Consider the following 14,147-nt stretch of genomic DNA (forward strand, 5'->3'; position numbering starts at 1 on the left):
CGGTAGTTCAGTTGGTTAGAATACCTGCCTGTCACGCAGGGGGTCGCGGGTTCGAGTCCCGTCCGTTCCGCCACTTATTAGAAAATTAAGCCTGCTACCAAGCAGGCTTAATGATAAGAAAATTTAGGGGCGTAGCTCAGTTGGTAGAGCACCGGTCTCCAAAACCGGGTGTCGCGAGTTCGAGTCTCTCCGCCCCTGCCAGAAACAATCCTTAGCATTTTTGCTAAGGATTTTTTTTTACCTGCAATTTGATCTGTGCCTTCCTGCTGTTTTATTCCCGGCATCCTTGCCCGTATTTATTTAATCTTCCAGAATATTCGTTCTCAGCAGATCGCAAATCAGTCCATGTTTATCGCTGTTTTGTAGCCAAACTGCATATAAAGGGCGTGAAAGCGTTGTACTGTCGGTAACCGTATGGAGATCGCTTTTGGTTTTGGCCCAGTGCACGGGAAGCCAGCTAAAGCCCTTAATCACTGAAAGTTGCTGCCTGGCCAATTCTGCCGAACTGGTGGTGAGTACCGGCACTTCATCTCCCGCAATCAATCCCGCTTCGTGTTGTTGAAAATCGGGTCCCCATTCCAGGCGTAGATAATTCAATTCATCTTTGGTTTGTGAAGGAGAGCTGCAATAGAGCGCCAGCGTGAAATACCCCAACAGTTGGCTGCTAAATTCGTCCATTTTGGGTGTTTCGGTCGTAATCAGTAGATCAAGCTGTCGTTCATGAAGCTGTTTAACTAACGACTGACGCTGAGCGATCCTCGCTTCAAACTGCAGGCTGGACTGTGGCTCCTGAGATTGATACAAACGCCTCAACCACTCATTAAGCATGCACTCCCAAAGAGAGGCGCTGGCACCGATAGAAAACTCGTTATGCCGCGAGGTATTCGCGACTTCCTTACGTGCGGCTTGCCACGTATTCATCAACGTTTCAGCGTAAGGCAATAATTTTTCACCTGCAGCGGTTAAACGGATATTGTTTCTGTGCCGGGTGAACAGGTTTACACCCAATTGATTTTCCAGTTGTCTTATCCGGAAACTAACCGCTGATTGGGTCAGATAGAGCGCTTCAGCAGCCCTGCCAAAATGGCGTGTCCGGCTAACTTCCAGGAAAGTTTTTAACAATTCCGTATCCACAACTCGCTCCATAAAATTATTTGTCGTTATGATTTAAATCTTTTGTTTGACGCTCTGTCAAGCGTAACTAATACTCCGCGCCATAAATAGCTCGGCCAAAGAATTAGGAGCGTGCAGGATGGCGGAAAGCTTTACGACGACTAATCGATATTTCGATAATAAATATTATCCCCGCGGATTCTCCCGTCATGGTGATTTCACCATTAAAGAAGCACAACTGCTTGAGCGTCACGGTTATGCTTTCAACGAGCTGGATCTGGGCAAGCGTGAGCCGGTAACTGAAGAAGAAAAACTGTTTGTTGCGGTATGTCGTGGCGAACGTGAGCCGGTTACCGAAGCTGAACGTGTGTGGTCTAAGTACATGACGCGTATTAAGCGTCCAAAACGCTTCCACACGCTGTCTGGCGGGAAACCTCAGGTGGAAGGTGCAGAAGATTACACCGAATCTGATGATTAAGAAAAAAGGGCGAAAGCCCTTTTTTTATGCCAGTAGTTTCTGCAAATGAATGAGTAATCTGTCTATCGCCCGGTACCCAACGGCTTCCTGTAAGTGTTGGCGAGAGATGTGATCACATTGTTCGATATCCGCAATTGTTCGTGCGACCTTTATCAGGCGCAGCCAGGCGCGGATAGACAATCCGAGATGTGCGAGCGTTTCTTCAAGCCACTGCGCATCGTCGCTGCGCAGTACGCAGTATTTATGGATATCCTGACTGCCCAGGTGCGCGTTTAACTTATTTTGCCGCTGATACTGACGCTCTCGTGCTGCCATAACGCGTTGCTTCACCGTGGCGCTATCTTCACCTTTTGCTGCGCTCTGGCTGAGTATGCCAGGCGGTGGTAAGGGAATTTCGAGGGAGAGATCGAAGCGGTCAAGAAATGGACCTGACAATCGATTGAGGTAACGCAGCGTCTGTTCCGGGGTACAGCGGTTATGGTTTCCCTGATAATGGCCTGTCGGGCTTGGATTCATCGCAGCTATGAGTTGAAAGCGCGCGGGGTAGGTTATTTTTGCTCTGGTGCGGGAGAGATGGATCTGCCCGGACTCGATGGGTTCGCGCAGCGCATCCAGCGTGCGTCGCTCAAACTCGGGTAGTTCATCCAGAAACAGTATGCCGTTATGCGCCAGAGAGATCTCGCCTGGCGCAGGAATTGAGCCTCCACCGACCATAGCGGTTAATGAAGCACTGTGATGCGGCGAACGAAAAGGGCGTTGCTTCCACTGTTTTTGTATTGTGTCCGAATTGACCAGACTGAGTATCGCGGCGCTTTCCAGTGCTTCATCATTGCTAAGTGGTGGGAGCAGCCCTCTGAGGCGGCTGGCGAGCATGGTCTTGCCTGTGCCCGGCGGGCCGATAAGCAAGAGGTTGTGACCGCCAGCTGCGGTAAGCTCCAGCCCCCGTTTACCCTGTTCCTGACCGATAACATCGCTCAGATCATCGACTAATGCGTTGGGCGTAAAATCTGCGGATGAGGGCTTATCTAAATCGTGCTTACCTTCAAGAAATGCGCATACGGTCTGCAGGTGTTCGGCGATCAGGCATCCTTCGCCATGTATGAGTCCAACTTCAGCGGCGTTCTCTTTGGCGACAATAATTCGCCTGCCTGCACGAATGGCTTCGGTTGCGCTTGATATCGCGCCGGGAACGCCGCGTAATGCGCCTGTAAGCGCTAATTCCCCTACCAGCTCGTAGGTATCGAGATTGTGGGCTGTAAGCTGCTCAGAAGCGGCCAGAAGCGCAACAGCGATAGGTAAATCATATCTCCCCCCTTCTTTCGGAAGATCGGCCGGAGCGAGGTTTATGGTTATTTTCTTCGCCGGGAATTCATAACCGCTATTTATAATCGCACTACGTACCCGGTCGCGTGCCTCTTTCACCGTCGTTTCGGGTAGCCCCACCATGGTTAAGCCAGGCAATCCGTTGCTGATATGCACCTCGATAGTAATGGCTGGCGCATTCACGCCCAGCGCGGCGCGTGTGTGAACAATCGATAGTGACATAATCCCTCCTGATAGAAGCATTATGTCGCAATACATCGCGGCAAGATTTAATGTTATTGCGGTTTTTAAATGCTGATTCCCGTATTTTTGTGCAACAGATCGTTGCTTGCATTTAGCCTGGAATGAGGGCCGCAAATGATTTGGAATGGCGTTTTTATTGGGGATTGGGATGTCGACAATCGCCTGAAACGTGAAATATTTTCATTTTTGATTTTTTGTATAAAAAACAATGGTATTTATCTAAACCGTTAACGGCGTCAGAAAAACGAATAAAAAAATATCTTGTGTCATTTGCAAATTCTATGGTAACTCTTTAGGTATTCCTTCGAACAAGATGCAAGAAAATACAAAAATGACAGCCCTTCTACGAGTGATTAGCCTGGTCGTGATTAGCGTGGTGGTGATTATTATCCCACCGTGCGGGGCTGCACTTGGACGAGGAAAGGCTTAGAAAACAAGCCTTAACGAACTAAGACCCCCGCACCGAAAGGTCCGGGGGTTTTTTTTGACCTTAAAAACATACACGAGGAGCAGAAAGTGAACGGTAGCATAAAATTCTGTTTCTCAAGATTTACGGCGGGGATGTAACTATGAATGGGGCACAGTGGGTGGTACATGCGTTGCGTGCACAAGGGGTTCAAACCGTCTTTGGTTATCCCGGTGGCGCAATTATGCCGGTTTACGATGCATTGTATGACGGCGGCGTAGAGCACCTGTTGTGCCGACACGAGCAGGGCGCAGCGATGGCGGCGATTGGCTATGCCCGTGCGACCGGTAAAACCGGCGTTTGTATCGCAACTTCCGGTCCAGGTGCTACCAACCTGATCACGGGCCTTGCTGATGCGCTGTTAGATTCTGTGCCTGTTGTAGCGATCACCGGTCAGGTGGCATCACCTTTTATCGGAACGGATGCGTTCCAGGAAGTGGATGTTCTGGGGATGTCGCTGTCCTGCACCAAACACAGTTTCCTGGTGCAGTCGCTGGAAGAGCTGCCGCGCATCATGGCTGAGGCTTTCGCCGTGGCGAATTCCGGTCGTCCGGGTCCGGTTCTGGTTGATATCCCGAAAGACATCCAATTAGCCAGCGGTACGCTGGAGCCGTATTTTACGACCGTCGAAAACGTAGAGGCTTTCCCGCACGCTGACGTTGAACAGGCGCGTAAAATGCTCGCGCAGGCGCAGAAACCGATCCTGTACGTCGGTGGCGGCGTTGGTATGGCGCAGGCGGTCCCGGCCCTGCGTGAGTTTATCGCCGTAACCCAAATGCCAGTCGCCTGTACGCTGAAAGGTCTGGGCGCAGTAAATGCTGACTACCAGTACTATTTGGGCATGTTGGGAATGCATGGCACTAAAGCGGCAAATTTCGCCGTGCAAGAGTGTGATTTACTGATTGCAGTGGGCGCGCGTTTTGATGACCGGGTGACCGGGAAGCTGAATACCTTCGCACCGAACGCCAGCGTTATCCACATGGATATCGACCCGGCGGAAATGAACAAACTGCGCCAGGCGCACGTCGCCCTGCAGGGTGATTTAAATTCTCTACTGCCGGCATTGCAGCAATCGCTGAAGATTGATGCATGGCGTCAGCACAGTGCAGAACTGCGCTCAGAACATACCTGGCGCTATGATCATCCAGGTGAAGCTATCTATGCGCCATTGTTGTTAAAGCAGTTGTCCGATCGCAAACCAGCGGACAGCGTAGTGACAACGGATGTTGGCCAGCATCAGATGTGGTCGGCCCAGCATATGACCTACACCCGCCCGGAAAATTTCATCACGTCGAGCGGTCTGGGTACGATGGGCTTTGGCCTGCCTGCTGCGGTTGGTGCGCAGGTTGCTCGCCCTAACGATACGGTAATCTGTATCTCCGGTGACGGCTCCTTCATGATGAATGTGCAGGAGCTGGGCACCGTAAAACGTAAGCAGTTGCCGCTGAAGATAGTTTTACTCGACAACCAGCGGTTAGGCATGGTGCGACAATGGCAGCAGCTGTTTTTCCAGGAACGTTATAGCGAAACCACTCTTACCGATAACCCCGATTTCCTCATGTTGGCCAGCGCCTTCGGCATACCTGGTCAACACATCACCCGTAAAGACCAGGTTGAAGCGGCACTCGACACCATGCTGAACAGCGAGGGGCCATACCTGCTTCATGTCTCAATCGACGAACTTGAGAATGTCTGGCCTCTGGTGCCACCTGGCGCCAGCAACTCAGAAATGCTGGAGAAATTATCATGATGCAACATCAGGTCGCCGTTGAGGCTCGCTTCAATCCGGAAACGTTAGAACGCGTTTTACGCGTGGTACGCCATCGTGGGTTTCAGGTGTGCTCCATGAATATGGAAGCCGCCAGCGATGCGCAGAATATAAATATCGAATTGACCGTTGCCAGCCCCCGGTCGGTCGACTTACTGTTTAGTCAGTTAAGTAAACTGGTAGACGTTGCACATGTTGCTATCTGCCAGAGCACAACCACATCACAACAAATCCGCGCCTGAGCGCAAAAGGAAGAAAAATGACGACGAAAAAAGCTGATTACATTTGGTCTAATGGCGAGATGATTCGTTGGGAAGACGCGAAGGTTCACGTGATGTCCCACGCGCTGCATTACGGTACTTCTGTATTTGAAGGCATCCGTTGCTACGATTCTCACAAAGGGCCGGTGGTGTTCCGTCATCGCGAACACATGCAGCGTCTGCGTGATTCAGCCAAGATCTATCGTTTTCCGGTTTCTCAGAGCGTTGATGAGCTGATGGAAGCTTGCCGTGAGGTGATTCGTAAAAACAATCTGACCAGCGCCTATATCCGTCCGCTGGTGTTTGTTGGCGACGTGGGGATGGGCGTTAACCCGCCAGCGGGATACACCACCGATGTGATTATCGCTGCGTTCCCGTGGGGGGCTTACCTTGGTGCTGAAGCGCTGGAGCAGGGGATCGACGCGATGGTTTCTTCCTGGAACCGCGTTGCGCCGAACACTATCCCTACCGCTGCTAAAGCTGGTGGTAACTACCTGTCTTCGCTGCTGGTGGGCAGCGAAGCGCGTCGTCATGGCTATCAGGAAGGCATTGCGCTGGACGTTAATGGCTACATCTCCGAAGGCGCGGGCGAAAACCTGTTTGAAGTAAAAGACGGCATTCTGTTTACCCCGCCGTTTACCTCTTCCGCGCTACCGGGTATCACCCGTGACGCGATCATTAAGCTGGCGAAAGATCTCGATATCGAAGTGCGTGAGCAGGTGCTGTCTCGTGAATCTTTGTATCTGGCCGACGAAGTGTTCATGTCCGGTACCGCAGCCGAAATCACCCCAGTACGCAGCGTCGATGGTATCCAGGTGGGCGAAGGCCGCTGCGGTCCGGTCACCAAACGCATCCAGCAGGCCTTCTTCGGCCTCTTTACCGGTGAAACGGAAGATAAATACGGCTGGTTGGATTCAGTAAACCAATAACAAAATTAATATTTCCCCAAAATAATTCACGTTGCAGGAAGACGGCAACGCAGCGAGTCCCCTGGAGCTTACTTTAGTAAGTGACTGGGGTGAGCGAGGCAGCCAACGCACCTGCGGCGTGAAGTATGCAGGGGAAAGACAGACGGGAGTTAATCAAGCATGCCTAAGTATCGTTCTGCCACCACCACTCACGGCCGCAATATGGCGGGTGCCCGCGCGCTGTGGCGCGCCACCGGGATGACCGATGATGACTTCGGTAAACCGATTATCGCTGTGGTGAACTCCTTTACCCAGTTTGTGCCGGGTCATGTCCACCTGCGCGATCTCGGTAAGCTGGTTGCCGAACAAATCGAAGCCTCAGGCGGCGTGGCGAAAGAGTTCAACACCATTGCTGTGGATGATGGTATCGCCATGGGTCATGGCGGCATGCTGTATTCACTGCCGTCGCGCGAGCTGATCGCCGATTCAGTGGAGTATATGGTTAACGCCCACTGTGCCGATGCGATGGTCTGCATTTCCAACTGCGACAAAATCACCCCCGGTATGTTAATGGCCTCTTTGCGCCTGAATATTCCGGTGATCTTTGTTTCCGGCGGCCCGATGGAAGCCGGGAAAACCAAGCTTTCTGATCAAATCATCAAGCTCGACCTGGTTGATGCCATGATTCAGGGCGCTGACCCGAAAGTCTCCGACTCGCAAAGTGAGCAGGTTGAGCGTTCCGCCTGTCCGACCTGCGGCTCGTGTTCCGGGATGTTCACCGCCAACTCGATGAACTGCCTGACCGAAGCGCTGGGTCTGTCGCAGCCGGGTAATGGTTCGCTGTTGGCGACTCACGCCGACCGCAAAGAACTGTTCCTCAACGCGGGTAAACGTATCGTCGAGCTGACCAAACGCTACTACGAGCAGGATGACGCTTCTGCCCTGCCGCGCAACATTGCCAGCAAGGCGGCGTTTGAGAACGCTATGACGCTGGATATCGCCATGGGCGGATCCACCAACACCGTTCTGCACCTGCTGGCGGCCGCGCAGGAAGCGGAAATCGACTTCACCATGAGTGATATTGATAAGCTGTCCCGCAAAGTCCCGCAGCTGTGTAAAGTTGCGCCGAGTACGCAGAAATACCATATGGAAGACGTGCACCGTGCAGGCGGCGTATTGGGCATTTTAGGCGAGCTGGACAGAGCCGGGCTGCTGAACCGCGACGTGAAAAACGTGCTGGGACTGACTTTGCCGCAAACGCTTGATCAATATGACGTTATGCTGACCAAAGACGACGCGGTGAAAACAATGTTCCGCGCAGGCCCGGCCGGCATCCGTACCACCCAGGCATTCTCACAGGACTGCCGTTGGGACTCTCTGGATGATGACCGCGCTGAAGGGTGCATTCGCTCGCTGGAGCACGCTTATAGCAAAGACGGCGGACTGGCAGTTCTGTACGGTAATTTCGCGGAAAACGGCTGTATCGTAAAAACCGCAGGCGTGGATGACAGCATCCTAAAGTTCACCGGCCCGGCAAAAGTGTATGAAAGCCAGGACGATGCGGTTGAAGCCATCCTCGGCGGTAAAGTGGTAGCTGGCGACGTGGTTGTCATTCGCTACGAAGGGCCGAAAGGCGGGCCGGGCATGCAGGAAATGCTCTACCCAACCACCTTCCTGAAATCGATGGGCCTCGGCAAGGCCTGTGCGCTGATAACCGATGGTCGATTCTCCGGCGGTACTTCGGGGCTTTCCATTGGTCACGTTTCTCCGGAAGCGGCAAGCGGCGGTAATATTGCGATTATCGAAGATGGCGACATGATTGCCATCGATATCCCGAATCGTGGCATTCAACTGCAACTGAGTGATGCGGAAATCGCTGCGCGCCGTGAAGCGCAGGAAGCACGCGGTGACAAAGCCTGGACGCCAAAAGATCGTCAGCGTCAGGTCTCCTTTGCACTGCGCGCCTACGCCAGCCTGGCTACCAGCGCCGACAAAGGCGCGGTGCGCGATAAGTCGAAACTCGGGGGATAATGACCATGGCGGATTCTCAACCCCTTTCCGGCGCGCCAGAAGGCGCCGAGTATCTCAGAGCGGTACTGCGAGCACCGGTTTATGAAGCGGCGCAAGTAACGCCGCTACAAAAAATGGAAAAACTCTCTTCGCGCCTCGATAACGTGATTCTGGTGAAGCGCGAAGACCGTCAACCCGTTCACAGCTTTAAGCTGCGCGGAGCCTATGCCATGATGGCGGGCCTGACCGAAGAGCAAAAAGCGCATGGTGTCATCACCGCGTCGGCTGGTAATCATGCCCAGGGCGTCGCGTTCTCTTCTGCGCGATTAGGTGTGAAGGCACTGATTGTCATGCCAACGGCTACCGCCGATATCAAAGTCGATGCCGTTCGCGGCTTCGGCGGTGAAGTATTGCTGCACGGCGCGAATTTTGATGAGGCCAAAGCCAAAGCGATTGAATTGTCGCAGCAGCAGGGTTTTACCTGGGTTCCGCCGTTCGATCATCCGATGGTGATTGCCGGGCAGGGCACGCTGGCGCTGGAGTTACTTCAGCAGGATGCTCACCTTGACCGCGTTTTTGTGCCAGTTGGCGGCGGTGGTTTGGCGGCGGGCGTGGCGGTGCTGATAAAACAGCTGATGCCGCAAATCAAAGTGATTGCCGTGGAAGCCGAAGATTCCGCCTGCCTGAAAGCGGCGTTGGATGCGGGCCATCCGGTGGATCTGCCGCGTGTGGGTCTCTTTGCCGAAGGCGTGGCGGTGAAACGTATTGGCGATGAGACCTTCCGCCTGTGTCAGGAATATCTCGACGACATCATCACCGTCGATAGCGATGCTATCTGCGCGGCAATGAAAGACCTGTTCGAAGACGTGCGCGCGGTGGCGGAGCCTTCCGGGGCGCTGGCGCTTGCGGGGATGAAAAAATACATCGCCCAGCATAATATTCGCGGCGAGCGTCTGGCGCATGTTCTTTCCGGCGCTAACGTTAACTTCCACGGCCTGCGCTACGTTTCCGAACGCTGCGAGCTGGGGGAACAGCGCGAAGCCTTACTGGCAGTAACCATTCCGGAAGAAAAGGGCAGCTTCCTGAAGTTTTGCCAACTGTTGGGTGGCCGTTCGGTGACCGAGTTTAACTACCGTTTTGCTGATGCGAAAGACGCCTGCATTTTTGTCGGCGTACGCCTGAGCCGTGGGCTGGAAGAGCGTAAGGAAATCCTCCAGTTGCTCAGCGAGGGAGGCTATAGCGTGGTGGATCTGTCCGACGATGAAATGGCGAAGCTGCACGTGCGCTATATGGTTGGCGGGCGTCCGTCGAAACCCTTACAGGAGCGGCTCTACAGCTTTGAATTCCCGGAATCTCCGGGAGCGCTGCTCAAATTCCTGCATACCCTGGGGACGCACTGGAATATTTCATTGTTCCACTATCGCAGTCACGGCACCGATTATGGTCGCGTACTGGCGGCGTTTGAGCTGGGCGAACACGAGCCTGATTTCGAAACGCGGCTGAATGAACTGGGCTATGACTGCCACGATGAAACGCATAACCCGGCGTTCAGGTTCTTCCTGGCAGGTTAGCGGCAGCCATTAAAAAAGGGTTCATGTTTTTACATGAACCCTTTTTGCTACTGTATCAGCAGATTACAGCGTGATGACGTCGAATTCGACTTCGGTATTCACGTCAGCATCGTAATCCACACCGTCGAGGGCAAAACCGAACAGGTTCAGGAATTCCTGCTTGTAACCTGCATAGTCAGTTTCTTGCGCCAGGTTTTCGGTGGTGATCAGCGGCCACAGATCGCGGCATGCCTGCTGAATGTCGTCACGCAGTTCCCAGTCATCCATACGGATACGCTGGTTATCATCAAGCGCCACTTTGTCGCCATACAGGCTGGTGGTCATCAGACGGTTGATCTGCTCGATACAACCTTCGTGAATCCCCTGCGCTTTCATCAACTTGAACACCATGGAGATGTACAGCGGCATTACCGGAATCGCAGAAGATGCCTGGGTGATGACGGATTTCAGTACGGCAACGTTAGCGGAACCGTTCAGCGGCGCCAGCTGGTTACGCAGTTCACCCGCCGCGCGATCGAGGTCTTCTTTCGCTTTGCCCAGCGCGCCGTGCCAGTAGATTGGCCAGGTCAGGTCGGTACCGATGTAGGAGTAGGCTACGGTTTTCACGCCGTCAGCCAGCACGCCTGCTTCACTCAGCGCGCCCATCCACAGTTCCCAGTCTTCGCCGCCCATCACGGTAACGGTGTTCTGAACTTCTTCTTCGGTTGCCGGCTCAATGCTGGCGGTGATGATCTGATCTTTGTTGGTATCGATCGCTTTAGAGGTGTAAACCTCACCGATTGGCTTCAGCGCAGAACGGACGACTTCACCGGTTTTCGGCATTTTACGCACCGGGGAAGCCAGTGAGTAAACCACCAGGTCAATCTGACCCAGGTCTTCTTTGATCAGTTTGATCACTTCGTCGCGGCACTCATCGGAAAACGCGTCGCCGTTGATGCTTTTGGAATACAGACCTTCACGCTTGGCTGCTTCATCAAAAGCCGCCGAGTTATACCAGCCCGCGGAACCTGGTTTGGTGTCCGTGCCCGGTTTTTCGAAAAATACGCCGATAGTGGCGGCACCGCTGCCGAACGCGGCGGAAATTCTGGAAGCAAGGCCGTAACCGGTGGAAGCACCGATGACCAGCACGCGGGAAGGGCCGTTAGCGATTTTCCCGTTTTTCTTCACATAATCGATCTGTTTTTCCACATTGACTTTGCAGCCAGTCGGATGGGTCGTTGTACAGATGAATCCACGAATTTTTGGTTTGATTATCATAATGATGGCTAATTAAGTTTGTATTTTCGCTGTCAAGTGCGCAATGACACCGTCTGTTCTGGCTTGCTAAACGTGATGGTTAACAAGCCCCCCACATCTATTATGGCACGGGACATTATACAGAAAAGGAGCGCCAATACTGAATCTACCACTGATTTTAGGCCTGACGCTGGCGTTACTCGGCGGATTTACGTTCCAGAACAATTTTCCAGAACGCATCGATCAGTGGTTCATGCAGCCGCTTTTTCGGCGCGCAGACGCCCAGTTCGAACGGTGTTTTTTCGTCACTGCGCTCTAAAATCATCACGCGATTACGTACTGGCTCCGGGCTGTTTTCCAGCACCACTTCCGGCAGCAGCGCTACGCCGCAGCCCAGCGCCACCATTGAAACCATCGCTTCGTGGCCACCCACCGTGGCGTAAATCGATGGGTTGCTGATTTTGTGACGGCGGAACCACAGCTCGATGCGGCGGCGTACCGGACCCTGATCGGCCATAATAAACGGCACCGTCGACCAGTCTGGCTTTTCGACCGAAACCTGATTACGCACCGGGCAGGGCAGCGCCGGGGCGATCAGTACGACCGTCAGATTCTCCAGCATCGAGAACGCCACCGCGCCGGGCAGCGTTTCGGGCTTACCGGCAATCGCCAGATCGGCCTCACCGGTGACCACTTTGTCCATCGCATCGGCGGCGTCGCCAGTGGTGAGCTTAATTTCCACCGATGGATGCTCGGCGCGGAAACGATCGAGAATAGGTGGCAGATGGCTGTAGGCGGCAGTTACCGAGCAGAAAATATGCAGTTCGCCGGATAGCGACGGCCCCTGCTGGTCAAGGGTGTGGCGTAACTGCTGGTACTGCAACAGCGTCTGCTGGGCAAACACCCGCAGCTCTTCACCGGCTTCAGTCAGCGTGACCGTGCGGTTATCGCGCACAAACAGCGGCTGCCCGAGATCTTCTTCCAGCCGCTGAATCTGCCTGGAGAGCGTGGAGGGACTGACGTGCATCGCCCGCGCGCTGCGGCCAAAGTGGCGGCTTTCCGCCAGATGCAGGAACATTTTCAGATCGCGTAAATCCACCGGCGAACCTCTTTATTTTGACGTTGCAGATATTGCAACGTGACGTTGTGAATATATCAATTTCCGCAATAAATTTCCTGTTGTAATGTGAGTCTATTCTCGCTGAAACGCGAACCGAACAATAAGACACACAACATCACGGAGTACACCATCATGGCTAACTACTTTAATACACTGAACCTGCGCCAGCAGCTGGCACAGCTGGGTAAATGTCGCTTTATGGGCCGCGACGAATTCGCCGACGGCGCGAGCTTCCTTCAGGGTAAAAAAGTGGTCATCGTCGGCTGTGGCGCTCAGGGTCTGAATCAGGGCCTGAACATGCGTGACTCCGGTCTGGATATCTCCTACGCCCTGCGTAAAGAAGCGATTGCTGAGAAGCGCGCTTCCTGGCGTAAAGCGACCGAAAACGGCTTCAAAGTAGGCACCTACGAAGAGCTGATCCCGCAGGCTGACCTGGTGGTTAACCTGACGCCAGACAAACAGCACTCCGACGTTGTACGTTCTGTACAGCCGCTGATGAAAGATGGCGCGGCGCTGGGCTACTCCCACGGCTTCAACATCGTTGAAGTGGGCGAGCAGATCCGTAAAGACATCACCGTGGTGATGGTAGCGCCGAAATGCCCGGGTACCGAAGTGCGTGAAGAGTACAAACGTGGTTTCGGTGTTCCGACGCTGATCGCCGTTCACCCGGAAAACGATCCGAAAGGCGAAGGTATGTCGATTGCTAAAGCCTGGGCTGCGGCCACCGGCGGTCACCGTGCGGGCGTACTGGAATCTTCTTTCGTTGCGGAAGTGAAATCTGACCTGATGGGCGAGCAGACTATCCTGTGCGGTATGCTGCAGGCCGGTTCTCTGCTGTGCTTCGACAAGCTGGTGGCAGAAGGCACCGACCCGGCTTATGCGGAAAAACTGATTCAGTTCGGCTGGGAAACCATCACCGAAGCGCTGAAGCAGGGCGGTATCACCCTGATGATGGACCGTCTGTCTAACCCGGCGAAACTGCGTGCTTACGCGCTGTCCGAACAGCTGAAAGAGATCATGGCGCCGCTGTTCCAGAAACACATGGATGACATCATCTCCGGCGAATTCTCTTCCGGCATGATGGCTGACTGGGCTAACGACGATAAGAAACTGCTGACCTGGCGTGAAGAAACCGGCAAAACCGCGTTCGAAACCGCTCCGCAGTATGAAGGCAAAATCGGCGAGCAGGAGTACTTTGATAAAGGCGTGCTGATGATCGCGATGGTGAAAGCGGGCGTTGAGCTGGCGTTCGAAACTATGGTGGATTCCGGCATCATCGAAGAATCCGCTTACTACGAATCACTGCACGAGCTGCCGCTGATCGCCAACACCATCGCCCGTAAGCGTCTGTACGAAATGAACGTGGTTATCTCCGATACCGCCGAATACGGTAACTACCTGTTCTCTTACGCTTGCGTACCGCTGCTGAAAGAGTTCATGACCACCCTGCAGACCGGCGATCTGGGTAAAGCGATTGCCGAAGGCGCGGTAGATAACGCGCAACTGCGCGACGTGAATGACGCAATTCGCGGCCATGCTATCGAGAAAGTGGGCCAGAAACTGCGTGGCTACATGACTGATATGAAACGTATTGCAGTCGCTGGATAAGCGAAGCGCCATCCGGCAAAAAAAGCCCGGTGTTTAAACACCG

The 14,147-nt window shown here is 53.8% G+C and carries 12 protein-coding genes and 1 tRNA gene; 9 read left to right on the top strand and 4 right to left on the bottom strand.

Annotation, left to right across the window (positions count from 1 at the left end; genetic code table 11):
- The first annotated feature begins 125 nt into the window (after nucleotides 1–125).
- Nucleotides 126–201 (top strand) — tRNA-Trp (locus OGV94_RS00890).
- 99 nt (nucleotides 202–300) lie between these two features.
- Here the strand turns inward: OGV94_RS00890 and hdfR are convergent.
- The gene (hdfR, locus tag OGV94_RS00895; protein WP_221922910.1) at nucleotides 301–1,146 is read right to left on the bottom strand and encodes an HTH-type transcriptional regulator HdfR; all 846 of its coding nucleotides are present in this window, start codon (nucleotides 1,144–1,146) and stop codon (nucleotides 301–303) included.
- A gap of 106 nt (nucleotides 1,147–1,252) precedes the next feature.
- Here hdfR and maoP point away from each other — a divergent pair, with 106 nt between their 5' ends.
- Nucleotides 1,253–1,591: a macrodomain Ori organization protein MaoP gene (maoP, locus tag OGV94_RS00900; protein WP_003018025.1), complete on the top strand. Its 339-nt coding sequence runs from the start codon at nucleotides 1,253–1,255 to the stop codon at nucleotides 1,589–1,591.
- A 24-nt stretch (nucleotides 1,592–1,615) separates the two neighbouring features.
- On the opposite strand, the gene OGV94_RS00905 is transcribed toward maoP, so the two are convergent.
- Nucleotides 1,616–3,136: a YifB family Mg chelatase-like AAA ATPase gene (locus OGV94_RS00905; protein ID WP_221922909.1), complete on the bottom strand. Its 1,521-nt coding sequence runs from the start codon at nucleotides 3,134–3,136 to the stop codon at nucleotides 1,616–1,618.
- 352 nt (nucleotides 3,137–3,488) lie between these two features.
- Here OGV94_RS00905 and ilvL point away from each other — a divergent pair, with 352 nt between their 5' ends.
- The 6 genes from ilvL (at nucleotide 3,489) to ilvA (ending at nucleotide 10,140) form a co-directional block, all read left to right on the top strand.
- Nucleotides 3,489–3,587, top strand: coding sequence for an ilv operon leader peptide (ilvL, locus tag OGV94_RS00910; protein WP_001311244.1), 99 nt, complete (start codon nucleotides 3,489–3,491; stop codon nucleotides 3,585–3,587).
- 139 nt (nucleotides 3,588–3,726) lie between these two features.
- Nucleotides 3,727–5,373 carry an acetolactate synthase 2 catalytic subunit gene (ilvG, locus tag OGV94_RS00915; RefSeq protein WP_286522174.1) on the top strand — a complete coding sequence of 549 codons (1,647 nt, stop codon included), beginning with the start codon at nucleotides 3,727–3,729 and terminating at the stop codon, nucleotides 5,371–5,373.
- Nucleotides 5,370–5,633 (top strand): acetolactate synthase 2 small subunit, encoded by a 264-nt coding sequence (gene ilvM / locus OGV94_RS00920; protein ID WP_003018017.1) that lies wholly within the window; start codon nucleotides 5,370–5,372, stop codon nucleotides 5,631–5,633. Before ilvG ends, ilvM begins: the two co-directional genes overlap by 4 nt.
- 17 nt (nucleotides 5,634–5,650) lie before the next feature.
- Nucleotides 5,651–6,580: a branched-chain amino acid transaminase gene (locus OGV94_RS00925; protein ID WP_003829030.1), complete on the top strand. Its 930-nt coding sequence runs from the start codon at nucleotides 5,651–5,653 to the stop codon at nucleotides 6,578–6,580.
- Between the two features lie 159 nt (nucleotides 6,581–6,739).
- Entirely contained in the window at nucleotides 6,740–8,590 is a 1,851-nt protein-coding gene (gene ilvD / locus OGV94_RS00930) for a dihydroxy-acid dehydratase (protein WP_047407659.1), read from the top strand.
- 5 nt (nucleotides 8,591–8,595) lie between these two features.
- The gene (gene ilvA / locus OGV94_RS00935) at nucleotides 8,596–10,140 is read left to right on the top strand and encodes a threonine ammonia-lyase, biosynthetic (protein WP_043019012.1); all 1,545 of its coding nucleotides are present in this window, start codon (nucleotides 8,596–8,598) and stop codon (nucleotides 10,138–10,140) included.
- Nucleotides 10,141–10,203: 63 nt separating this feature from the next.
- Here ilvA and fabV read toward each other — a convergent pair whose 3' ends face one another.
- On the bottom strand, nucleotides 10,204–11,397 hold the full coding sequence (fabV, locus tag OGV94_RS00940) for an enoyl-ACP reductase FabV (RefSeq protein WP_043018963.1): 1,194 nt from the start codon (nucleotides 11,395–11,397) through the stop codon (nucleotides 10,204–10,206).
- 175 nt (nucleotides 11,398–11,572) lie between these two features.
- A complete protein-coding gene (gene ilvY / locus OGV94_RS00945; RefSeq protein WP_032938443.1) occupies nucleotides 11,573–12,475 on the bottom strand; it encodes an HTH-type transcriptional activator IlvY in 903 nt (300 codons plus the stop codon).
- Nucleotides 12,476–12,628: 153 nt separating this feature from the next.
- Between ilvY and ilvC the strand changes: the two genes are divergently transcribed.
- A complete protein-coding gene (ilvC, locus tag OGV94_RS00950) occupies nucleotides 12,629–14,104 on the top strand; it encodes a ketol-acid reductoisomerase (protein ID WP_087052400.1) in 1,476 nt (491 codons plus the stop codon).
- Nucleotides 14,105–14,147: the final 43 nt, after the last annotated feature.

The sequence above is a fragment of the Citrobacter sp. Ce006 genome (genome assembly GCF_030336535.1).
Lineage (GTDB): Bacteria > Pseudomonadota > Gammaproteobacteria > Enterobacterales > Enterobacteriaceae > Citrobacter > Citrobacter europaeus.

Bases quoted from the DNA above. Each gene is read 5' to 3' on its own strand.
- hdfR (WP_221922910.1), bottom strand. From the start codon at position 1,146: ATGGAGCGAGTTGTGGATACGGAATTGTTAAAAACTTTCCTGGAAGTT.
- maoP (WP_003018025.1), top strand. From the start codon at position 1,253: ATGGCGGAAAGCTTTACGACGACTAATCGATATTTCGATAATAAATAT.
- OGV94_RS00905 (WP_221922909.1), bottom strand. From the start codon at position 3,136: ATGTCACTATCGATTGTTCACACACGCGCCGCGCTGGGCGTGAATGCG.
- ilvL (WP_001311244.1), top strand. From the start codon at position 3,489: ATGACAGCCCTTCTACGAGTGATTAGCCTGGTCGTGATTAGCGTGGTG.
- ilvG (WP_286522174.1), top strand. From the start codon at position 3,727: ATGAATGGGGCACAGTGGGTGGTACATGCGTTGCGTGCACAAGGGGTT.
- ilvM (WP_003018017.1), top strand. From the start codon at position 5,370: ATGATGCAACATCAGGTCGCCGTTGAGGCTCGCTTCAATCCGGAAACG.
- OGV94_RS00925 (WP_003829030.1), top strand. From the start codon at position 5,651: ATGACGACGAAAAAAGCTGATTACATTTGGTCTAATGGCGAGATGATT.
- ilvD (WP_047407659.1), top strand. From the start codon at position 6,740: ATGCCTAAGTATCGTTCTGCCACCACCACTCACGGCCGCAATATGGCG.
- ilvA (WP_043019012.1), top strand. From the start codon at position 8,596: ATGGCGGATTCTCAACCCCTTTCCGGCGCGCCAGAAGGCGCCGAGTAT.
- fabV (WP_043018963.1), bottom strand. From the start codon at position 11,397: ATGATAATCAAACCAAAAATTCGTGGATTCATCTGTACAACGACCCAT.
- ilvC (WP_087052400.1), top strand. From the start codon at position 12,629: ATGGCTAACTACTTTAATACACTGAACCTGCGCCAGCAGCTGGCACAG.